The 19329-nt window shown below is 66.7% G+C and carries 24 protein-coding genes, 1 tRNA gene and 1 pseudogene; 15 read left to right on the top strand and 11 right to left on the bottom strand.

Annotated elements, in window-relative coordinates; genetic code table 11:
• The first annotated feature begins 4 nt into the window (after nt 1-4).
• Both lolA and DIR46_RS04220 read left to right on the top strand, forming a co-directional pair.
• Complete coding sequence (gene lolA, locus DIR46_RS04225; protein WP_109344122.1) at nt 5-643, top strand: outer membrane lipoprotein chaperone LolA; 639 nt, start codon at nt 5-7, stop codon at nt 641-643.
• Between the two features lie 104 nt (nt 644-747).
• Nucleotides 748-2070: a replication-associated recombination protein A gene (locus DIR46_RS04220; protein ID WP_109344121.1), complete on the top strand. Its 1323-nt coding sequence runs from the start codon at nt 748-750 to the stop codon at nt 2068-2070.
• 44 nt (nt 2071-2114) lie between these two features.
• Here DIR46_RS04220 and DIR46_RS04215 read toward each other — a convergent pair whose 3' ends face one another.
• Nucleotides 2115-2552, bottom strand: coding sequence for a PIN domain-containing protein (locus tag DIR46_RS04215; protein ID WP_109344120.1), 438 nt, complete (start codon nt 2550-2552; stop codon nt 2115-2117).
• Nucleotides 2543-2986: a hypothetical protein gene (locus DIR46_RS26445; protein WP_162819430.1), complete on the bottom strand. Its 444-nt coding sequence runs from the start codon at nt 2984-2986 to the stop codon at nt 2543-2545. Before DIR46_RS26445 ends, DIR46_RS04215 begins: the two co-directional genes overlap by 10 nt.
• 281 nt (nt 2987-3267) lie before the next feature.
• Here DIR46_RS26445 and DIR46_RS04210 point away from each other — a divergent pair, with 281 nt between their 5' ends.
• The 4 genes from DIR46_RS04210 to DIR46_RS04195 all read left to right on the top strand — a co-directional run bounded on the left by DIR46_RS04210 (nt 3268) and on the right by DIR46_RS04195 (nt 6911).
• A complete protein-coding gene (locus DIR46_RS04210) occupies nt 3268-3447 on the top strand; it encodes a hypothetical protein (protein ID WP_109344119.1) in 180 nt (59 codons plus the stop codon).
• Nucleotides 3448-3574: 127 nt separating this feature from the next.
• The gene (gene serS, locus DIR46_RS04205; protein ID WP_109344118.1) at nt 3575-4870 is read left to right on the top strand and encodes a serine--tRNA ligase; all 1296 of its coding nucleotides are present in this window, start codon (nt 3575-3577) and stop codon (nt 4868-4870) included.
• 110 nt (nt 4871-4980) lie between these two features.
• A tRNA-Ser gene (locus DIR46_RS04200) sits at nt 4981-5070 on the top strand.
• A gap of 359 nt (nt 5071-5429) precedes the next feature.
• Nucleotides 5430-6911: a SulP family inorganic anion transporter gene (locus tag DIR46_RS04195; protein WP_109347897.1), complete on the top strand. Its 1482-nt coding sequence runs from the start codon at nt 5430-5432 to the stop codon at nt 6909-6911.
• Here the strand turns inward: DIR46_RS04195 and DIR46_RS04190 are convergent.
• The 6 genes and pseudogenes from DIR46_RS04190 to DIR46_RS27885 all read right to left on the bottom strand — a co-directional run.
• Nucleotides 6892-7410 (bottom strand): arsinothricin resistance N-acetyltransferase ArsN1 family B, encoded by a 519-nt coding sequence (locus DIR46_RS04190; protein WP_109344117.1) that lies wholly within the window; start codon nt 7408-7410, stop codon nt 6892-6894. The two genes, DIR46_RS04195 and DIR46_RS04190, sit on opposite strands and share 20 nt — an antisense overlap.
• 32 nt (nt 7411-7442) lie before the next feature.
• Nucleotides 7443-8159, bottom strand: a complete 717-nt coding sequence (arsH, locus tag DIR46_RS04185) for an arsenical resistance protein ArsH (RefSeq protein ID WP_109344116.1) — start codon at nt 8157-8159, stop codon at nt 7443-7445.
• A gap of 54 nt (nt 8160-8213) precedes the next feature.
• The gene (locus tag DIR46_RS04180) at nt 8214-9494 is read right to left on the bottom strand and encodes an arsenic transporter (RefSeq protein ID WP_109344115.1); all 1281 of its coding nucleotides are present in this window, start codon (nt 9492-9494) and stop codon (nt 8214-8216) included.
• Between the two features lie 59 nt (nt 9495-9553).
• The gene (locus DIR46_RS04175; protein ID WP_109344114.1) at nt 9554-10033 is read right to left on the bottom strand and encodes an arsenate reductase ArsC; all 480 of its coding nucleotides are present in this window, start codon (nt 10031-10033) and stop codon (nt 9554-9556) included.
• A 29-nt stretch (nt 10034-10062) separates the two neighbouring features.
• Nucleotides 10063-10545: an arsenate reductase ArsC gene (locus DIR46_RS27890; protein ID WP_370659985.1), complete on the bottom strand. Its 483-nt coding sequence runs from the start codon at nt 10543-10545 to the stop codon at nt 10063-10065.
• 183 nt (nt 10546-10728) lie between these two features.
• Nucleotides 10729-10905: pseudogene (locus tag DIR46_RS27885) on the bottom strand (ArsR/SmtB family transcription factor); the annotation flags it as partial.
• Nucleotides 10906-11062: 157 nt separating this feature from the next.
• Between DIR46_RS27885 and DIR46_RS04165 the strand changes: the two are divergent.
• Nucleotides 11063-11428, top strand: a complete 366-nt coding sequence (locus DIR46_RS04165; RefSeq protein ID WP_109344112.1) for an ArsR/SmtB family transcription factor — start codon at nt 11063-11065, stop codon at nt 11426-11428.
• Between the two features lie 29 nt (nt 11429-11457).
• On the opposite strand, the gene DIR46_RS04160 is transcribed toward DIR46_RS04165, so the two are convergent.
• Complete coding sequence (locus DIR46_RS04160; protein ID WP_109344111.1) at nt 11458-12012, bottom strand: isochorismatase family protein; 555 nt, start codon at nt 12010-12012, stop codon at nt 11458-11460.
• Between the two features lie 119 nt (nt 12013-12131).
• On the opposite strand from DIR46_RS04160, the gene DIR46_RS04155 reads away from it, so the two are divergent.
• The 7 genes from DIR46_RS04155 (at nt 12132) to DIR46_RS04130 (ending at nt 17442) form a co-directional block, all read left to right on the top strand.
• Nucleotides 12132-13082 (top strand): phosphate acetyltransferase, encoded by a 951-nt coding sequence (locus DIR46_RS04155; RefSeq protein ID WP_109344110.1) that lies wholly within the window; start codon nt 12132-12134, stop codon nt 13080-13082.
• A 1-nt stretch (nt 13083) separates the two neighbouring features.
• Entirely contained in the window at nt 13084-14274 is a 1191-nt protein-coding gene (locus tag DIR46_RS04150) for an acetate/propionate family kinase (RefSeq protein ID WP_109344109.1), read from the top strand.
• Nucleotides 14274-15041: an enoyl-ACP reductase FabI gene (fabI, locus tag DIR46_RS04145; protein ID WP_109347896.1), complete on the top strand. Its 768-nt coding sequence runs from the start codon at nt 14274-14276 to the stop codon at nt 15039-15041. Before DIR46_RS04150 ends, fabI begins: the two co-directional genes overlap by 1 nt.
• Nucleotides 15042-15055: 14 nt before the next feature.
• A complete protein-coding gene (locus tag DIR46_RS26140) occupies nt 15056-15220 on the top strand; it encodes a hypothetical protein (RefSeq protein WP_205289073.1) in 165 nt (54 codons plus the stop codon).
• Nucleotides 15221-15509: 289 nt separating this feature from the next.
• Nucleotides 15510-16052, top strand: a complete 543-nt coding sequence (locus DIR46_RS04140) for a carboxymuconolactone decarboxylase family protein (protein ID WP_109344108.1) — start codon at nt 15510-15512, stop codon at nt 16050-16052.
• Nucleotides 16049-16570 carry a redoxin domain-containing protein gene (locus DIR46_RS04135; RefSeq protein ID WP_109344107.1) on the top strand — a complete coding sequence of 174 codons (522 nt, stop codon included), beginning with the start codon at nt 16049-16051 and terminating at the stop codon, nt 16568-16570. The genes DIR46_RS04140 and DIR46_RS04135 overlap by 4 nt, the downstream gene beginning before the upstream one ends.
• A 125-nt stretch (nt 16571-16695) precedes the next feature.
• Entirely contained in the window at nt 16696-17442 is a 747-nt protein-coding gene (locus tag DIR46_RS04130) for a hypothetical protein (RefSeq protein WP_109344106.1), read from the top strand.
• On the opposite strand, the gene DIR46_RS04125 is transcribed toward DIR46_RS04130, so the two are convergent.
• Together DIR46_RS04125 and DIR46_RS04120 are read right to left on the bottom strand one after the other, a co-directional pair.
• A complete protein-coding gene (locus DIR46_RS04125) occupies nt 17443-17928 on the bottom strand; it encodes a GNAT family N-acetyltransferase (protein WP_205289072.1) in 486 nt (161 codons plus the stop codon).
• On the bottom strand, nt 17925-18614 hold the full coding sequence (locus DIR46_RS04120) for a hypothetical protein (RefSeq protein ID WP_109344104.1): 690 nt from the start codon (nt 18612-18614) through the stop codon (nt 17925-17927). The genes DIR46_RS04125 and DIR46_RS04120 overlap by 4 nt, the downstream gene beginning before the upstream one ends.
• Nucleotides 18615-18775: 161 nt before the next feature.
• Between DIR46_RS04120 and DIR46_RS04115 the strand changes: the two genes are divergently transcribed.
• Nucleotides 18776-19324 (top strand): GNAT family N-acetyltransferase, encoded by a 549-nt coding sequence (locus tag DIR46_RS04115; protein WP_109344103.1) that lies wholly within the window; start codon nt 18776-18778, stop codon nt 19322-19324.
• Nucleotides 19325-19329: the final 5 nt, after the last annotated feature.

Here is a 19329-nt window from a genome sequence, read left to right as displayed (position 1 = left end):
CTGGATGCAAGCAATGACCAAATGCAGTTTTGCCGCGCTGTTGGCCGCGAGCGCCTTCGCTTTCCCGGGCACGGCGAGCGCCGCCGCCCTCGACCAGTTCAAGTCCTTCGTCGCGTCGACCCAGTCCGCCAGGGGCGAATTCACCCAGCAGCAGCTGGGCAAATCGAAAAGCGGCAAGGCCACGCCGGCATCGAGCGGCAGCTTCGTGTTCGCCCGCCCCGGCAAGTTCATCTGGACCTACCGCAAGCCCTACGAGCAAGTGCTGCAGGCCGACGGCGAAACCCTGTACATCTACGACAAGGACCTGAACCAGGTCACCACCCGCAAACTGGGCAATGCGCTGGGCAGCTCGCCGGCCGCGATCCTGTTCGGCAGCAACAAGCTGGACGAGAACTTCACGCTGAGCGAAGCCGGCGCGCGCGACGGCATGGAATGGCTGAACGCCACACCGAAGGCCAAGGACACCTCGTTCGAGCAGATCAGCATCGGCCTGAAGGATGGCGTGCCGATGGCGATGGAATTGAAGGACACCTTCGGCCAGACCTCGCGCCTGACCTTCACCAACTTCCAGCGCAACCCGCAACTGGGCGCGCAGCAATTCAAGTTCACGGCGCCGCAGGGCGCCGACGTCGTGAACCAGTAAGCAATCAAACGGGGTGCGCGCGCCGCGCGGGTGCGCGCGCCGCGCGGCCCCGTCGTGCATCGGCTACACTACGCCCATGCACAACCATTCGCCTTTCCGTATTCATGTCCACGGATGACCTGTTCAAGACCGCGCCGGCCGCGCCGCTGGCCGAAGCCCTGCGTCCGCGCACCATCGACGAGGTGGTCGGCCAGAGCCACCTGCTGGGCCCCGGCAAACCGCTGAACCTGGTCTTCAAATCCGGCAAGCCGCACTCGATGATCCTGTGGGGACCGCCCGGCGTGGGCAAGACCACGCTGGCGCGCCTGACCGCCTACGCCTTCGACTGCGAGTTCATCGCGTTGTCGGCGGTGCTGTCGGGCGTCAAGGATATCCGCGCCGCGATCGAGCAGGCCGAGCAGTACCTGGCCCGCGGCAAGCACACGATCCTGTTCATCGACGAGATCCACCGCTTCAACAAATCGCAGCAGGACGCCTTGCTGCCGTTCGTGGAAAGCGGCCTGGTGACCCTGATCGGCGCGACCACCGAGAACCCGTCGTTCGAAGTCAATTCGGCGCTGCTGTCGCGCTCGCAGGTGTACGTGCTCAAGGCCCTGAGCGACGTCGAGATGCGCCAGCTGCTGGGGCGCGCCCGCAAGGAAGCGCTGCAGCACCTGGAATTCGACGAGCTGGCGATCGACACCCTGGTCGGCTATGCCGACGGCGATGCGCGCCGTTTCCTGAACCTGCTCGAGCAGACCAGCACCTCGGCCAATACCGCCGCGACCAACCGCATCACCGCCGAGTTCGTCGAGAACGCGCTGACGCTCAATGCGCGCCGCTTCGACAAGGGCGGCGACAATTTCTACGACCAGATCTCGGCCCTGCACAAATCGGTGCGCGGCTCGCATCCCGATGCCGCCCTGTACTGGCTGTGCCGGATGCTCGACGGCGGCGCCGATGCCAAGTACCTGTCGCGCCGCATCGTGCGCATGGCGTGGGAAGACATCGGCATCGCCGATCCGCGCGCGATCCAGCTGGCCAACGACGCCGCCGCCACCTATGAACGACTCGGTTCGCCCGAAGGCGAGCTGGCGCTGGGCCAGGCCGTGGTCTACCTGGCCGTCGCATCGAAGAGCAATGCGGGCTACAACGCCTTCAATGCGGCGATGGCTTTCGTGCGCAAGGACAAGTCGCGCGAGGTGCCGGTGCACCTGCGCAATGCGCCGACCAAGCTCATGAAAGAGCTGGGCTACGGCCACGAATACCGCTATGCGCATGACGAGCCGAACGCGTATGCGGCCGGCGAAACCTATCTGCCGGATGGGATGCCAGAGCCCGGCTGGTACCAGCCGGTGCCGCGCGGGATCGAGAGCAAGATCGCCGAGAAGCTGGCGTGGCTGCGCAGCCTGGATGATGAGGCGCGCGGCCCGCGGGGTGACGCTTGACCACTCCCTGATAGTCTGCGATGCGTCGCTGCACAGCCCTGCGTCTACGGCCAGGGCCGTATATTGCTTACGATGCCGTCTGTCAACGTGTACGGTACGCGTACGGGCGTGGAGGCGGCCGCAAAGTCGGCCGGATTTCGGGTGACCAGTTGGCGGCCCGTAATATTTGCAGTGGCAAGAATGATCGCATCGGGAGTCGCCAGCTTCTTTCCTGTTCCGGCTCGATGTGCCTTGATGCTGGCGCTTCGAAGCCGTGTCGTCTCCCTGATGATCTCATCGGTAGTGTGTAGTACATAGACAGGAAGTTGTCTGGTCAGCTGATCGAAAGCGCCCGCATCTGCCGGGGACAGACCTGCCGCAACTTCCATCCATGTGATCGCGCTGATCGCCAGATTTTCATGGTTGGCAATCTCGTCCAGCGCTTCGGGAATGCCGTTGAAGTGATCGATCAGAATGTTTGTATTCAATAGGATCAATCCCATTCCGCACGCGCCTCCAGCTGGTACTGCAGACCATCCTTCATGGAATCGTGACGGTCTTTCCACATTCCCGCAGTTTGTCTCAGAACTTCGCGCCGGCGGTTGCGTTCGGCGTGTTGCTCGAGTCGCGCAGCTCGGCTGTTCTGCAACACGTCGTCGACGATATGATCGCCGACAGGAAGGCGCGTGCCCACGCGATATGCGATAACGGGTTGCCTCGGCTTGCTCAGTGAGGACGCTGAATATGCATGTTGTTTGCTGGACGGAGAATATTTCGTATATCGCTTGATCGATATGACTACCCGCCTGGCTGGGCTTGCCGTTAGCGACGCAAGCTGCTCGGACACCAGATTCTCGGGTCGCATGTCCTTGCTTCTTGCCACTTTCTCAAGAGCGCGCATCTGAGCATCAGGCAAATTTACGATGAGCTGTCGCATAGGGTTCTCCTGGCCGTAGCCGAACGGGATAGGGCTGGTCGATGTCGCTGTTAGTTTAGCCCACATTGCACTTCCTGTCTGGCGGGGAAGGTCAAGCCCCGGAATGTTCGGCACTCTCTCGGCAATACGGTCGCGCTTTGTGCGGCCAATCGCGCATTCGCGCATTCTGCGCCGCGTTTCATGCGCTTCGTCGCAAGTCGATGGCGATTCCAGGGGCTGGTGGCTAAAGTACCACCATCGCACAGCAATTCGCGAATCACCCAACCCCTGAAGGAGCCATCATGAACATCCGTAAAAACTTCGAAGCCCTGTTCCTCGCCGTCGCAGCCCTGGGCCTGGTCGCCAGCTTCGCCACCGCCAACGAGCGTCCGGTCGAGATCGCCGCATCGACCGTCCCGGCGATCGACATGGCCAGCATCCAGACCGTGATCGTCAGCGCACCGCGCCTGGCAGTCCGCTAAAACCGGCGCAAGCCGGTTTTGGGGGCAGCAGGGCGAGGCCCCGGCAGCATGGTTGCCGAATCTCGCAAAGAATGTCGGTCGGCTTGGTACAATTGTGTTTTCGATACACAGCCCAGTCCAACCAGACATGATTGACATCCAACTTCTCCGCAAAGACATCGACAACGTCGCCGCCCGCCTGGCGACCCGCAAGTACCAGCTCGATGTGGCCAGTTTCAATGCGCTGGAGGCCGAACGCAAGGCGATCCAGACGCGCACCGAAGAACTGCAAGGCAAGCGCAATGCGCTGTCGAAGCAGATCGGCATGCTGAAGGGCAAAGGCGAAGACACGACGGCCGTGATGGCGGAAGTCGCCGGACTGGGCGACGAACTCAAGGCCAATGAAGTGGCGCTGGGCGAGGTCCAGGCCAAGCTGGCGAGCTTCATCGCCGCGCTGCCCAACCTGCCGCACGAGAGCACGCCGGAAGGCAAGGACGAAAGCGCCAACGTCGAAGTGCGCAAGGTCGGCACGCCAGCCGCGTTCGATTTCGAGGTGCGCGACCACGTCGACATCGGCGAGCGCCTGGGCCTGGACTTCGAGACCGCGACCAAGGTCACGGGCTCGCGCTTCTCGATGATGAAGGGCGGCATGGCGCGCCTGCACCGGGCGCTGGCGCAGTTCATGCTCGACACCCATACCAGCCGTCACGGCTATCTCGAGTGCTACACCCCGTACATGGTCAACGCCGATTCGTTGCGCGGCACCGGCCAGCTGCCCAAGTTCGAGGCCGACCTGTTCTCGGTCAAGAAGGGCGGCGTGGAAGGCGAGGGCGAGCACTTCTACCTGATCCCGACCTCGGAAGTCTCGCTGACCAACGTGGTGCGCGACGAGATCGTGGCGGCCGACGAACTGCCGATCAGGATGACCGCGCACACCCCGTGCTTCCGTTCCGAAGCCGGCAGCTATGGCCGCGACACCCGCGGCATGATCCGCCAGCACCAGTTCGACAAGGTCGAGCTGGTCCAGGTGGTGCATCCGGAGCAGTCGTACGCGGCGCTGGAAGAGATGGTCGGCCAGGCCGAATTCATCCTGACCTCGCTCGGCCTGCCATACCGCGTGATGCAGCTGTGCACCGGCGACATGGGTTTTTCGGCCGCCAAGACCTACGACCTCGAAGTATGGCTGCCGGCGCAGAACACCTACCGCGAGATTTCGTCGCTGTCGAACTGCGAAGCCTTCCAGGCGCGCCGCATGCAGGCGCGCTTCCGCAACGCCGCCGGCAAGCCGGAACTGGTGCATACCCTCAACGGCTCGGGCCTGGCCGTGGGCCGCACCCTGGTGGCGGTGCTGGAGAACTACCAGCAGGCCGACGGCAGCGTCGTCATTCCGGAAGCGCTGCTTCCGTACATGGGCGGACTGGAGCGTCTGGCGCCGGGCGCCTGAGCGGTGGAACAGAGAAATCGTGCTTGTGCACACATTTCCCCCTTCCATTTTTCTTGAATGAGTCTATAATGGCGGTCTCTTGCAGGCCACTGCAAGGATCGACCAAAGCCGGAGAGGTGGCAGAGTGGTCGAATGTACCTGACTCGAAATCAGGCGTACGGGTGACCGTACCGTGGGTTCGAATCCCACCCTCTCCGCCAAGTATCATGAGAACAGCCACCGCAAGGTGGCTTTTTTCATTGGCTCCTCGCCGCACCCATTGACCACACGCAAGCCGGACATGACTGCCCCATCATCGACGCCCCGACCATCCGCACGCGCGCAGAGCGCGGGCCGGAGCGCGCGCTGCGAGCGCCTGGGACGTCAATCCGCCTGCTTCGCGGGATCCGGGCTGCCGCGCGGTTACTTCTGTTCCGTCACACCCCCTTAAGCACCTGCCTTCCGCTCAGTGTGCGCCGACGCCCTGCGCGTCGGCGCCTGGCCGCGCGCGCCCCATGCATGCATCGCCTGGCGCCGCGATCCGTTCCCATCACGTCCGGCGCGCCGCGCCGGGGAAGGTATGTCCGTGTCTCTCCAATCCATCCGCCAGGACTGGTTTTCCAACGTCCGCAACGACCTGCTCGCGGGTCTCGTCGTCGCGCTCGCCCTGATTCCCGAGGCGATCGCGTTTTCCATCATCGCCGGCGTCGATCCGCAGGTCGGCCTGTACGCCTCGTTCTCCATCGCCACCCTGATCGCCTTCTTCGGCGGCCGTCCCGGCATGATCTCGGCGGCGACCGGCGCCATGGCGCTGGTCATGGTCAGCCTCGTCAAAACATACGGCGTGGATTACCTGCTGGCGGCCACGATCCTGGCCGGCCTGCTCCAGGTCGTGGCCGGCTGGATCAGGCTCGGGCGATTGATGCGCTTCGTGTCGCGCTCGGTCGTGACCGGCTTTGTCAACGCGCTGGCGATCCTGATCTTCCTGGCCCAGTTGCCCGAGCTGACGGATGTCGGCTGGCAGGTCTACGCGGTGACCGCCGCCGGACTGGCGATCATCTATGGCCTGCCGCATCTCACACGGGCGGTGCCGTCGCCGCTGGTGGCGATCGTCGTGCTCACCGGGGGCGCGATCGCGCTCGGCCTGGACATCCGTACCGTGGGCGACATGGGCCAGCTGCCCGACAGCCTGCCGTCATTCCTGGTCCCGGACGTGCCGTTCACGCTCGAGACGCTGCGGATCATCCTGCCGTACTCCGTGACCCTGATGGTGGTGGGCCTGCTCGAATCGCTGATGACGGCCACCATCGTCGACGACATGACCGATACCCGCAGCGACAAGAACCGCGAATGCGTCGGGCAGGGCGTCGCCAACGTCGCCACCGGCTTCATCGGCGGCATGGCCGGCTGCGCGATGATCGGCCAGTCGGTGATCAACGTGAAGTCCGGCGGACGCGGGCGCCTGTCGACGCTCACCGCCGGCGTCGTGCTGCTGATCCTGGTCGTGTTCCTGGGCGAGTGGGTGCAAAGGATCCCGATGGCGGCGCTGGTCGCGGTGATGATCATGGTGTCGATCGGCACCTTCGACTGGGCCTCGATCCGCCGCCTGCGCGAACATCCGTCCAGCTCCAGCATCGTGATGGTGGCCACCGTCGTCGTCACCGTCGCGACCCACGACCTGGCCAAGGGCGTGCTGACCGGCGTGCTGCTGTCGGGCGTGTTCTTCGCCCAGAAGGTCAGCAGGATGCTCGATGTGAGCTCGAGGCTGGACGCGGAGGGCGTGCGTCAGTACCGGGTCGCCGGACAGGTTTTCTTCGCCTCGGCCGACCTGTTGGTGCACGCGTTCGACTACGCCGAAGCGCCGGCGCGGGTGCGTATCGACGTCAGCGGGGCGCACTTCTGGGACATCACCGCGATCGGTGCGCTGGACCGGATCGTCATCAAGTTCCGCCGGGCAGGCGCGCAGGTCGAGGTCGACGGGCTGAACGCGGCCAGCGCCAGCATGGTGGACAGGTTCGGAGTGCACGACAAGGACGGCGACGTCATGCTGTCGGGTCATTAGGTTGCGCGTCGAGCAGCAGTTGCCAGTAGCCGACGTCGATCCGGCGCCCGAACTTCTGGCCCACTTCGGCGAAGTGGGCGACCTTGCGAAAGCCCAGGCGCTCATGCAGCGCGACGCTGCGCTCGTTGGGCTGGGCGATGCCGCCGATGACCGTGTGCAGCCCGCGGCTGCGCAGCCCGGCGAGCAGCGTCTCGTAAAGGCGCCGGCCATGTCCCTGGCCGGCCAGCGCCGGATCGAGGTAGACGCTGCTTTCCACCGCATGCCGGTAAGCCGGCCGGGCGCGCCATCTGGTGGCGTAGGCATAGCCGGCGACGTCTCCATCGACTTCCAGCACCAGCCAGGGCAGGCCCCCATTCGTCACGTCGGCGATGCGCCCGGCCATGTCGGCGTCATGCACCGGCGCTTCCTCGAACGAGATCGTCGTGGTGGCGACGTAGTGGTTGTAGATGGCGCAGATGCGCGCTGCGTCCAGGCTGGAAGCGGGGCGGATGTCGGTCATGGCTTGATGGTAGCAGCTCATCGAGTTGCACTCTACAGCTGCGCGATCTGGCGGTCGATCGCCCGGTTCGCGCGCTCGCTGCGTTCGCTGTAGCGGTCCGTCAGGTAGGCGCTGCTGCCGCGCATCAGCAGGGTGATCTTGACCAGCTCTTCCATGACGTCCACCACGCGCTCGTAGTAGGCGGACGGGCGCATGCGGTCGTCGTCGCCGAATTCCTTGTAGGCCATGGGCACCGACGACTGGTTCGGAATCGTGAACATGCGCATCCAGCGGCCCAGCAGGCGCAGGGTGTTGACCACGTTGAAGGACTGAGAACCGCCGCACACCTGCATCACGGCCAGCGTCTTGCCCTGGCTCGGCCGCACCGAACCCTGCTCCAGGGGGATCCAGTCGATCTGGTTCTTGAAGACCGCCGTCACCGCGCCATGGCGTTCGGGGCTGCACCACACCTGGCCCTCGGACCAGATGCACAGTTCGCGCAGCTCGGCCACCTTCGGGTGGGTATCGGGCGCGCTGCCCACCATCGGCAGGGCGGACGGGTCGAAGATCTTCACCTCGGCGCCGAACTGGCGCAGGATGCGCGCCGCTTCCTCGGTCAGCAGGCGGCTGAACGAGCGCTCGCGCAGCGAGCCATACAGCATCAGGATGCGCGGGGGGTGGTCAAGGTCCGCGGCCCGGGCGAGCATGGCGGGCGAGGGTAGTTCCAGGCGGGCAGGGTCGATGTTCGGCAAGTCGGCAATATGATTCATCAAGGGTTCCTTCAAAACTGATCCAGCCTGCGACCGCGCGGGCTGGAAAGCGGGTCAGCCGAGGCGCAGGGCGAGTGCTGCCAGGGTGACGAGCAGGATCGGAAGCGTCAACATCAGGCCCACGCGGAAATAATAGCCCCACGAGATCCGAATGCCCTTCGATCCCAGCACGTGCAGCCAGAGCAAGGTCGCGAGACTGCCGATCGGCGTGATCTTCGGCCCGAGATCGCTGCCGATGACGTTGGCGAAAATCATGGCTTCGCGCACGACGCCCTGGGTGCCGGTGTCGTCGATGGCCAGGGCGCCGATCAGGACGGTCGGCATATTGTTCATGATCGAGGACAGGACCGCGGTGATGAAGCCGGTGCCGAGCGCCGCGCCCCAGACGCCGCCCGCGGCGCACCGCTCGAGCACGACGGTCAGGTAGTCGGTCAGGCCGGCGTTGCGCAGGCCGTAGACGACCAGGTACATCCCCAGCGAAAAAATGACGACCTGCCAGGGCGCATCGCGCAGCACGGCGCGGGTGGCGATCCGGTGGCCGCGGGCGGCCACGCCGAGCAGGAGCGCGGCGCCGGCCGCGGCCACGGCGCTGATCGGCACGCCGATCTCGTCGAGCCAGAAGAAGCCGACCAGGAGCAGGCCCAGCACCCACCAGCCGGTGATGAAGGTCGCGCGGTCGTGGATGGCCGCGTCCGGATGCCGCAGCTGGGTCACGTCGTAGTCGACCGGGATGTCCTTGCGGAAGAACAGCAGCAGCACCGCCAGCGTGGCGCTCACGGCGACCAGGTTGACCGGCGCCATCACCGCCGCATAGCGGGTGAAGCCGATGTCGAAATAGTCCGCCGAGACGATGTTGACCAGGTTCGACACGACCAGCGGCAGGCTGGCGGTGTCGGCGATGAAGCCGGCCGCCATCACATAGGCCAGCGTGGCCCTGGACGAAAAGCGCAGGGCGGCCAGCATGGCGATCACGATCGGCGTCAGGATCAGTGCGGCGCCGTCGTTCGCGAAGACGGCCGCGACCGCGGCGCCCAGCAGCACCAGCAGCACGAACAGGCGCTTGCCGCTGCCCTTGCCCCAGCGCGCGACGTGCAGCGCCGCCCACTCGAAGAATCCGGCCTTGTCCAGCAAAAGGCTGATGATGATGACCGCGACGAAGGTGGCGGTGGCGTTCCAGACGATATTCCAGACGACGGGAATGTCGGACAGGCTGATGACGCCCGCCAGCAGCGCGAGCAGTGCGCCGCCGGCGGCGCTCCAGCCGATGCCGAGGCCGCGGGGCTGCCAGATGACAAGAACGAGGGTCGCGAGGAAAATGAGTGATGCGGCAAGCACGGTGGTCTTTCTTCGAATGCGCGCGCCGGAGCGCGTCGTGGGAGGGGGCTGTCCGCCGGTCAGGCCGCGAGCGTGCCTATGCGGTCGAGTTCGGCCTTGAACGCCGCCTTGTCCTGGGCGAGCTGCGCCAGCGGCAGCGCCAGGAAGGCCTGGATGCGCGCGACGATGATCGCATGGGTGCGCTCGAACGCCTCCTCGATCTCGTCGTCCGTGCCCACCACATGGCTCGGATCGTCCAGGCCCCAGTGCGCGCGCAGCACGTTGCCGAGGTAGGCCGGGCAGGCTTCGCCGGCCGCGCTGCTGCAGACGGTGATCACGATATCGGGCGTCACGGGCAGGTCGTCCCACGACTTGCTGTAGTAGCCCTCGGTCGAGATGCCCTTGCGGTGCAGCAGGGCCACGGCGCGCGGATGCAGTTGCCCGGTCGGCTGGCTGCCCGCGCTGAGCGCGCGCCAGCCTTGCGGCGCCAGGTGATTGAAGACGCCTTCGCTCAGGACGGAGCGGCAGGAGTTACCGGTACAGAGAAACAATACGTTCATGATGTCGTCGTCGGTGGTGGGGAATGGGATCAGGCGTCGCCGATACGGATGAGCTCGGCCTGGATGGCGTTCTTTTCAAGCATGTGCAGCGGCAGGCTGGTGAACAGGTTCAGGCGTGCGACCAGGTGCCGGTAGACCCGGCGGAACGCGGCTCGCCGCACGTCGTCGCTTCCAGCGACCAGTGCCGGATCCTCGCATCCCCAGTGCGCCGAGATCGGATGGCCGGGCCAGATCGGGCAGACCTCGCCGGCCGCGCTGTCGCATACCGTGATGACAAAATCCATGTGCGGCGCATCGGGCGCACTGAACTCGTCCCAGCCCTTGCTGCGCAGTCCCGTCACAGGGCACCCGGCACCGGCAATCTGCTCGACGGCCAGGGCATCGACGGCACCCGCCGGCCGGCTGCCAGCCGAGAAGCCACGAAAGCGGCCACGGCCCATGCTCGTCAACAGCGCCTCGGCCATGATGCTGCGCGCGGAGTTTGCGGTGCAGAGGAACAGCACGTTATACACCTTGCCATCGACGGGTGCGTGGCCGGCAACTTCCGTGGCGGCCGCCGCTTGCGCTGGCGAGAGTAAGCCCGGCGAATTGGCGTCGCAGTGGTGTGTCATCAGGTAGTCCATCAAGTCGCGGACTGTACCGAGCTTGGCGGAGTAAATGATTGCCCCGCCAGCGCGGCGCGGCGTGAGCAGGCAGGCATGCGCCAATACTTCGAGGTGGGACGACAAGGCCGGCGGCGTAATGCCCAACGCTTGCGCGATCGCGCTGCCCGGCAATCCATCGGGCCCCGCCTCCACCAGCAGCCTGAAGACGGCCAGCCTGTGTTCCTGCGCCAGGGCGCCCAGCGCACTGAGCGATGCTGCGGTTTGCATGATGGTCGAAGTTTGAACTCAATAGTTCAATAGATGTTGAGATGAATGCGACTTTAGCAGGCTTTGCTTAATAGTTCAATGACTATTGAATTTTTACGTCCTGCCCGGCGCGCCGGAGCGGGCGGGGTTACAATCGGCGGTTTAAGACGTCCCGCATATGGATACCAAACACGTACTGAAAGCCCTGGCCGCACTGGCGCAGGAATCCCGTCTGGCCATATTCCGGCTGCTCATCCAGACCGGGCCAGCGGGGCTGTACGCCAGCAAGATCGGCGAAGCCTTGCATATCTCATCGTCGGCCCTGTCGTTCCACCTCAAGGAACTCAGCCACGCCAATCTGGTGGTCGCGCGCCAGGAGGGGCGTTTCGTGGTCTACACGGCGCAGTTCGACACGATGACGGCGCTGGTGGGATTCCTGACCGAAAATTGCTGTGCCGGCGAGGCCTGCGCCGTGCCGGCGCAAGCGTGCCCACCTGGCGTGGACGCTGCCGGCAACGCCCGGGCCCACGACACGCGCCCCTGAAAGTGGCCAGGCCGGCGGCGTGCCGCCGATCACAATGACACGGACTTGACCAGCGCCAGCACCTCGCGAAAGCGCGGATGGCGGCAATCGCGCAGCCACTCGAACAGCACCATCTCGTGGGTCACGACGGTCGCGCCGGCATGCCGCAGGCGGCGCATGGCGGCGGCGTGGTCCGACGGGCGGCGCGAGCCGCTGGCATTCTCCACCACGAACACTTCGCGTCCGGCGCGCAGCAGGCCGAGCGCCGTTTGCAGCAGGCAGACGTGGGCTTCGCAGCCGGCGAGCACCACTTGCCCGCGCCCGGGCGCCTGCGCGTCGAGCGCCGCCAGCAGGCCGTCCGCGCAGGCGTCGAAATGCGTCTTCGCCACCGTCTGCACGCACAGCCGCGCCAGTGCATCGGTAGTCGGGCCGAGACGGCCGGGGTTCTGCTCCGTTCCCAGCACCGGCGTTTCCAGCAGCGCCGCAGCGCGCGCCAGTACCTGCGCCCTGGCGACGACGTCCTCCGCGCCGTGGATGGCCGGCATCATCCGGGCCTGGTAGTCGACCAGCACCAGGGTGCTGGCCCGGGCATCGATTGCGTTCATTGTCATTCGGACTCGGATTTTCCTGGGTCAGATTAAGTTTTGTTGCCATGCGGCATAAAATTATTGCTTTGCAGTCATGTGGTGCTACCATCTTGCGGTCACGGCACGAGGAGACAGCCATGGAACCGGTGAACACCACGCATCCCTATTATGACCGGCTGATCGCCACTGCGCGCGAGCAGGGGCCGGTGACGGTGGCGGTGGCGCATGCCTGCGACCGCTACGCGATCGAGGCGGCCCTGGATGCGGCGCGCATCGGCCTGATCACGCCACTGCTGGTCGGCCCGCAAGCACGCATCCACGCCGCGGCCGACGCGGCCGGTCTCGACATCGGCGCGCTGGCCCTGTTCGATACGGAGCATAGCCACGCTTCGGCCGCGCGCGCTGTGGAACTGGTGCGCGAGGGAAGGGCATCGGTGCTGATGAAGGGCAGCCTCCACACCGACGAACTGATGGGCGCCGTGGTGTCGGGCGCCACCGGCCTGCGCACCGCGCGGCGCCTCTCCCACTGCTTCGTGATGGACGTGCCGGGCCGCGGCGAACCCTTGATCATCACCGACGCCGCCATCAACATCATTCCCGACCTGGCGGCCAAGCGCGACATCGTGCAGAACGCGATCGACCTGGCCCGGGTGCTCGGCTTCGAGGGCGTGCGGGTGGCGATCCTGGCGGCGGTGGAAACCGTGAGCGCCAAGATGCCGTCGACGATCGACGCCGCGGCGCTGTGCAAGATGGCCGACCGCGGCCAGATCACGGGCGGCATCCTGGACGGGCCGCTGGCGATGGACAATGCGATCGACCCGCAGGCCGCCGCCGTCAAGGGCCTGCTGTCGCCGGTGGCCGGCCACGCCAACGTGCTGGTGGCGCCGGACCTCGAAGCCGGCAATATGCTGGCCAAGAGCCTGAGCTTCATGGCCGGCGCGGCGGCGGCCGGCATCGTGCTCGGCGCCCGCGTGCCGCTGATTCTCACCAGCCGCGCCGACACGGTCGCGGCGCGCCTGGCCTCGTGCGCGGTGGCGGTGCTGCTGGCGCGCCACCAACTGGCCAGCGCCCAGCTGGCGGGGCGCTGAGATGCAGGCCAGCGACTGCGTCGCCGTCATCAACGCCGGCTCTTCCAGCATCAAGTTCTCGGTCCACCGCCTGCCCGATCTGGGGCTGGCCTTCAAGGGCCGGATCGAGAACCTGTACCGTGGCGCGACGCGCTTCATCGCCCAGGACGCCGACGGCGCCACGGTCGGCGAGCACACTTGGCCGGACGCGCTCGACCACCACGCCGGCATGGCCTTCCTGATCGACTTCGCCGAGCGTGAACTCGATGGCTACCGCGTGCGCGCGGTGGGCCACCGCATCGTGCATGGCGGCGTCGACTACAGCGGCCCGCAGCGGCTCGATGACGCCGTACTCGAACGCCTGGAGCGGCTGGTGCCACTCGCGCCGCTGCACCTGCCGCACAACCTGGCGCCGGTGCGCGCCCTGATGGCGCTGGCGCCCGGATTGCCGCAGGTCGGCTGCTTCGACACCGCCTTCCATACGGCCCAGCCGGCGCTGGCCCAGGCCTTCGCGCTGCCGCGCGAGATCACCGACCTGGGCATCCGCCGCTACGGCTTCCACGGCCTGTCCTACGAATACATCGCGGCCACCTTGCCGCAGCATGCGCCCGCGCTGGCCGGGGCGCGGGTGGTCGCCGCCCATCTCGGCAACGGCGCCAGCATGTGCGCCATGCGCGGCGGGCGCAGCGTGGCCAGCACCATGGGCTTCACCGCCGTCGACGGCCTGCCGATGGGCACGCGCTGTGGCGCCCTCGATCCGGGCGTGGTGATCTACCTGATCGAGGAACTTGGCATGAAGGTGTCTAGCGTGCAGCGCCTGATGTACCAGGAATCGGGGTTGCTGGGTGTGTCCGGCCTGTCGTCCGACATGCGCACGCTGGAGGCCAGCAGCGATCCGCGCGCGCGGCTCGCGATCGATCTGCTGGTCTACCGGATCGGCCGCGAGCTCGGTTCGCTGGCGGCCTCGCTGGGCGGCCTGGACGCGCTGGTGTTCTCGGGCGGGATCGGCGAGAACAGCGCGCGCCTGCGCGCCGCCGTCTGCGAGGGCGCCGCCTGGCTCGGCGCCGAACTCGATCCCGGCCTGAACGGCGCGCCGCCAGCTGGCGTCGCCCGCATCAGCGCGCCAGGCAGCCGTATTTCGATATGGCGGGTGCCGGCGAACGAAGAACTCATGATCGCCCGCCATACCCTCGACCTGCTGGAGACCGCATGATGCACCATCATCCCATCCTGGAAGGAAAGCGCGCGCTGGTGGTCGGCGTCGCCAACGAGCATTCGATCGCCTGGGGCTGCGCCAGATCGTTCCATGCGCTGGGCGCCGAGCTGGTGCTGACCTACCTGAACGACAAGGCGCGCCCGCACGTCGAACCGCTGGCCGCGCAGCTCGGCGCGCGCCTGCTGCCGCTCGACGTGCGCGAGCCGGGGCAGCTCGAAGCGCTGTTCGCCGAACTGACGCGACTGGGCCGGCTCGACATCCTGGTGCACTCGATCGCCTTTGCGCCGAAGGCCGATCTGCAGGGCGGCCTGCTCGACTGCTCGCTCGACGGCTTCCTGCAGGCGATGGACGTGTCGTGCCATTCCTTCGTGCGCATGGCGAAGCTGGCCGCGCCCTTGATGACGCAGGGCGGCAGCATGTTCGCGATGAGCTACCACGGCGCCGACAAGGTGGTGCCGAACTATAACGTGATGGGACCGGTGAAGGCGGCGCTGGAATCGAGCTGCCGCTACCTGGCCTATGAACTCGGGCCGCGCGACATCCGCGTACACGCCATCTCGCCGGGGCCGCTCAAGACGCGCGCCGCCTCGGGCCTGAAGGATTTCGACCTGCTGCTGAGCGATGCGGTGGCGCGTTCGCCGCTGGGAGAACTGGTCGACATCGACGACGTCGGCCAGGTGTGTGCCTATCTCGCCTCGGATTTCGCGCGCCGCCTGACGGGCAGCACCGTCTATGTGGACGGCGGCCTGAACATCATTGCCTGAATCATGGCGCAACCATGAAAGTCATCCTGTCCGGCCTGCACGGCGACGCCTGCGAAACCGTCATCGTCGAAAGCTTCGCGCCGTTCTTCCACATCCGCCACGTCGAGATGATCCGCGAAGGCTCGCCCGACAGCCCCTGGGCCGTGCTGCACAGCGCCGATTCCTTCGAGCGCGCGTGAGGAGCGTGCAATGCGCTGCATGGTGGGAGATGGACGTCCGCTATCGGGTCGATAGCAATAATTTAGTTAGGACTCCTTGACTTAAGCTCGGCAGATGGTATTCTGTGTCCATGGGCAGTCAGGCAGCCGGCGCCGCAGCCACCCGGCCAGACGCGCCAGGCATGCCGTCGCATGCAGGCGGTCGCGGCGCTGGATACCTGACTGCTCCTTTTTACCGTCCTAATAATTAGGATTCCTATTTAAAAGGCCGTACTCACCGATTCCGGCCAATCGACTGAAAGGAAACATCATGTCCCGTATCGAACTCGTGAACCCGGCCACTGCCCAAGGCACCAGCGGCGAACTGCTGCAACAGATCAAGGGCGCTTTCGGCGTCGTGCCCAATATGTTCCGCGGCGTCGCCAACTCGCCGGCGGCACTGACCAGCATGTGGGGCTCGTTTGGCGCCCTCGATGGCGGCGCCATCGGCGCCCGCCTGGGCGAGCAGATCGCCGTCGCGATCGCCGACCGCAACGATTGCCACTACTGCCTCGCGGCCCACACCGCCCTCGGCCAGAAAGCCGGCGCGACGAAGGAGGAGATGGCGCAAGCCCAGGCCGGCCAGTCGAGCGACCCGCAGACCGCCGCCGCCCTGCGCTTCGCGCTGGCCGTGGTCGAGAAGCGCGGCCACGTCGACGCGGCCGAGGTGCAGGCCCTGCGCGACGCCGGTTTCGACGACGGCGCGATCGTCGAGATCATGGCCCATGTGGCGCTGAACCTGTTCACCAACTACGTGAACGTGGCCTTCGACGTGCCGGTCGACTTCCCTGGCGTGAAGCTGCGCGCAAAATGAACGCGCCTCTCTACCACGCGCCAGCGCCCGAGTTCGAGGTCAGCGGCTGGCTGAACGCCACGCAGGCGCCGACCCTGGCGTCCCTGCGCGGCAGGGTGGTGGCGGTGTACGCCTTCCAGATGCTGTGCCCGGGCTGCGTCTCGCACGGCATCCCGCAGGCCAAGGGCATCCGCCAGCTGTTCGGGCAGGACGAGGTCGCGGTGCTGGGCCTGCACACGGTGTTCGAACACCACGAGGCCATGAACGAGGGCGCGTTGAATGCCTTCGTCCATGAGTACCGCATCGGCTTCCCGGTCGGCATCGACCGCGCCAGCGACACCGGCCCGGTGCCGCGCACGATGGAGCGCTACGGCTTGCGCGGCACGCCGACCTTGCTGCTGTTCGACCGCCAGGGCGTGCTGCGTCACAGCCTGTTCGGCCGGGTCGAGGACATGCAGGTCGGCGCGCTGATCGGCCGGCTGCTGGCCGAGCCTGTCGAAGCCACGGGTTGCGACGGCGACGCCTGCAGCGTGCGCTAGCAACAGCAACAGCAACAGCGACAGCAACAGTCAGCGCGTCGGCGCGGCGCGCCCCCGGGAGCGGGGCGCCGCCGGCCATCATCGCGCGATTCGATTCACTCGCAAAACAAGAAAGAGAACCTGTTATGAAACTGATCCAGACCACCATCGCCGCGGCCCTGTCGCTGACCATGCTCGGCGCCCATGCCCACCAGGGTGAGCACAAGGGTGGCATCAAGAGCGCCCCCGCCAAGGCCGTAAAAGCGCCATTCGACATCCACCACACCCGGATCACGACCGAGGGCAATGTCGCGACCTTCCACGTGGCGGTGTCGGGCAAGGCCGGCGCCTCGAAGCCGGGCAAGACCGGCAAGCTGGCCGGCAGCAAGGTGTTCTCGTACGTGTGGCCGACCACGATGGATCCATCGACCGTGGGCTTCGAGCGCGGCGCCGGCATCCTGGCATTCGCCGTGACCTCGCACCCGGATTTCGACGATACCCCGCTGTACGACGAAAACGGCGACGGCAAGCTCGACAACGACGGCGACCTGTGGCACTCGCACTGGGTGGTGCTGACCAGGGACGCGGCCTGCGGCAGGGACGCGCTTAAGATCGTCGACATCCCCGAAGGGGCCAAGCCGAAGCTGCCGAAGACCTGGCCCGGCTTGCCGATCCTGATCGACAGCCCGGCCTACAGCCCGGTCTTCAAGGGCGAGACACTCGAGGTGAAGGTGCCGTTCGACGACATCGGCGTGCTCAATGCGGCCAGCTTCGACGGCGTGACCGCTGCGCTGCGCATCAATGAGAGCGTGCACAATCCGCTGGTCTGCGTGGCCGACGTGTTCAAGGTCGCCTCCGGCGACCTGAGCCTGCCGGGCAAGGTCAACCAGTAATCATCCGGTAAAGGCGCCGCCGGGGATGCGCGGCGCCAGTGGTTTTTGCAGTCGCAGCGCATCCATGCCGTCGTGGTAGTAGGCTGCGTGGCGGCCGAATTCGCGGTAGCCGCGGCCGCGAAACAGCGCCAGCGAAGCCGTGTTGTCGGCGCGGATTTCGAGCCGCAGGCAGGTGTGGCCCAGCGCGCGCGCCTGCCGCTCGGCGGCATCGACCAGCCGCGCGCCCACGCCCCGGCCCAGGTGCGCCGGATGGGTCGCGATCGAATACAGCCGCGCGATCGTCGAGTTCGCGCGAAACAGCAGCAGGACGTAGCCGCGCAAGGACGTGTCGTCATCGGCGTCGACCAGCAGGGCGACTTGCGCGCTGGCGAGCAGGTAGCGAAAGCGCCGCCGGTCGAGCCGGTTGCCGGGAAAGCTGGCGTCTTCGATGCCGACCAGCGCCGCGACGTCGTCCAGGGTGGCGCGCCGGATGAATGCAGGCCTCATCCCCATAATGCGTGCGCCGCCCCGAGCTGCGCCACCGGCAATGTAGACAGCTTCGGCAAGGTGGCGTACACCTCGTCGTACAGCGCGTGCATCTCGGCGGCGGACTCGGGGTCGCAGGTCTCGGCGTCGCTCACGCAGCGTCCAGGGCCGTAGTCATGCGCGGCCGGCCCGTGCAGGACGACGTTGGCCAGGCTGGCGTCTTGCACGCGCGCCACGTGGGCCAGCACGGCCGCGCGTTCTTCCATGCGGGGACCCGCGGCGCCGCAGACCGCGACGAACAGCACCCGCATGCCGGGATTGAAGACGCGCGCCGCGTTCAGGCGCGCCAGCAGCCGGTATTGGCAATCGAGATCGATCTCGCCGCCGCGCACCGGCACCAGCACCAGCCGCGCCGAGGCCAGCACGCAGCGGCACTCCTCGCTGTCGCGCGCGCCGGCGTCGACCAGGATGTCGTTGAACAGCGGCCGCAGGGCGGCCAGCCGCGTCTTGATCGCGCGGCTGCCGACCTGGCGCGTGTCGATCCAGGGCCGCAGCGCCGCCGCGCTGCGCTGCGCGCCCCAGCCATCGTCGCGTGCGGTGTTCATCAGGCACACGCGGCGCCCGCTGCGCGCGCGCAGCACCGCGAGATTGCGCGCGATGACGCTGCGGTCGGGGTTGCCGTGCTGGTTGACGATGGCGATGATCATGATGGCCTCCAGTGCAGGTTCGATGGCGACAAGCGTAGCGGGGAGGCCGTAAAAACAGGGAAAAAGACAGGGGAAGAGCGATCAATGCCGTGTAAACGTGCGCTTCCGCGCTCGACCATGCCGGGATAAGGTGCCGGTCCCCGATCAATCCTGGAGTTGCCATGCCCGACGTTTGTTTTCCCGTCCTGTCCACCGAGCGCCTGCGCCTGCGCGCACTGCGCCCAGACGATGCGCCGGACCTGCTGGCGCTGTACGCCGACACCGAAGTGATGCGCCACTGGATCCATCCGCCCTGGACCGCGCTGGCGCAGGCGCAAGACGCGATCGACGAGGCGCGGCGCGAGCTGGCCAGCGGACGTGCGCTGCACCTGGCGATCGAGGCGCGGCGGGAGGCCCGCCTGGCCGGCAGCTGCGCGCTGTACGATATCGCGCCCGAACGCCGCCGCGCCGCCCTCGGCTATCTGCTCGCCCCGCCGTACTGGGGGAAAGGAATGGCGCGCGAAGCGCTGCAGGTCCTGCTGGCATATGGCGCCGAGACGCTCGGACTGGAGCGCATCGAGGCCGAAGTCACGCCGGACAACATCGCCTCGCAGTCGCTGCTGGCGCGCCTCGGCTTTGGCCGCGAACGACGCCTGCCTGCCCGCTGGCGCGTCGGCGGCGCGACTCGCGACGTCGACCTGTGGGTGTTTACACCCCCTTGCCATGGGTAGGGTGG

This window comes from Massilia oculi, from assembly GCF_003143515.1.
Classification (GTDB): domain Bacteria; phylum Pseudomonadota; class Gammaproteobacteria; order Burkholderiales; family Burkholderiaceae_D; genus Telluria; species Telluria oculi.
Note: the sequence above shows the minus strand (reverse complement) of the source record. Positions and strands in the feature narration are given on the sequence as shown.

Bases quoted from the DNA above. Each gene is read 5' to 3' on its own strand.
- DIR46_RS04125 (WP_205289072.1), bottom strand. From the start codon at position 17,928: ATGAGGCCTGCATTCATCCGGCGCGCCACCCTGGACGACGTCGCGGCG.
- DIR46_RS26445 (WP_162819430.1), bottom strand. From the start codon at position 2,986: ATGCGACAGCTCATCGTAAATTTGCCTGATGCTCAGATGCGCGCTCTT.
- DIR46_RS04195 (WP_109347897.1), top strand. From the start codon at position 5,430: ATGTCCGTGTCTCTCCAATCCATCCGCCAGGACTGGTTTTCCAACGTC.
- DIR46_RS04130 (WP_109344106.1), top strand. From the start codon at position 16,696: ATGAAACTGATCCAGACCACCATCGCCGCGGCCCTGTCGCTGACCATG.
- serS (WP_109344118.1), top strand. From the start codon at position 3,575: ATGATTGACATCCAACTTCTCCGCAAAGACATCGACAACGTCGCCGCC.
- DIR46_RS04120 (WP_109344104.1), bottom strand. From the start codon at position 18,614: ATGATCATCGCCATCGTCAACCAGCACGGCAACCCCGACCGCAGCGTC.
- arsH (WP_109344116.1), bottom strand. From the start codon at position 8,159: ATGAATCATATTGCCGACTTGCCGAACATCGACCCTGCCCGCCTGGAA.
- lolA (WP_109344122.1), top strand. From the start codon at position 5: ATGCAAGCAATGACCAAATGCAGTTTTGCCGCGCTGTTGGCCGCGAGC.
- DIR46_RS04150 (WP_109344109.1), top strand. From the start codon at position 13,084: ATGCAGGCCAGCGACTGCGTCGCCGTCATCAACGCCGGCTCTTCCAGC.
- DIR46_RS04175 (WP_109344114.1), bottom strand. From the start codon at position 10,033: ATGAACGTATTGTTTCTCTGTACCGGTAACTCCTGCCGCTCCGTCCTG.
- DIR46_RS04220 (WP_109344121.1), top strand. From the start codon at position 748: ATGTCCACGGATGACCTGTTCAAGACCGCGCCGGCCGCGCCGCTGGCC.
- DIR46_RS04140 (WP_109344108.1), top strand. From the start codon at position 15,510: ATGTCCCGTATCGAACTCGTGAACCCGGCCACTGCCCAAGGCACCAGC.
- DIR46_RS04210 (WP_109344119.1), top strand. From the start codon at position 3,268: ATGAACATCCGTAAAAACTTCGAAGCCCTGTTCCTCGCCGTCGCAGCC.
- DIR46_RS04165 (WP_109344112.1), top strand. From the start codon at position 11,063: ATGGATACCAAACACGTACTGAAAGCCCTGGCCGCACTGGCGCAGGAA.
- DIR46_RS04155 (WP_109344110.1), top strand. From the start codon at position 12,132: ATGGAACCGGTGAACACCACGCATCCCTATTATGACCGGCTGATCGCC.
- DIR46_RS04190 (WP_109344117.1), bottom strand. From the start codon at position 7,410: ATGACCGACATCCGCCCCGCTTCCAGCCTGGACGCAGCGCGCATCTGC.
- DIR46_RS04160 (WP_109344111.1), bottom strand. From the start codon at position 12,012: ATGAACGCAATCGATGCCCGGGCCAGCACCCTGGTGCTGGTCGACTAC.
- DIR46_RS04115 (WP_109344103.1), top strand. From the start codon at position 18,776: ATGCCCGACGTTTGTTTTCCCGTCCTGTCCACCGAGCGCCTGCGCCTG.
- fabI (WP_109347896.1), top strand. From the start codon at position 14,274: ATGCACCATCATCCCATCCTGGAAGGAAAGCGCGCGCTGGTGGTCGGC.
- DIR46_RS04215 (WP_109344120.1), bottom strand. From the start codon at position 2,552: ATGGGATTGATCCTATTGAATACAAACATTCTGATCGATCACTTCAAC.
- DIR46_RS26140 (WP_205289073.1), top strand. From the start codon at position 15,056: ATGAAAGTCATCCTGTCCGGCCTGCACGGCGACGCCTGCGAAACCGTC.
- DIR46_RS04135 (WP_109344107.1), top strand. From the start codon at position 16,049: ATGAACGCGCCTCTCTACCACGCGCCAGCGCCCGAGTTCGAGGTCAGC.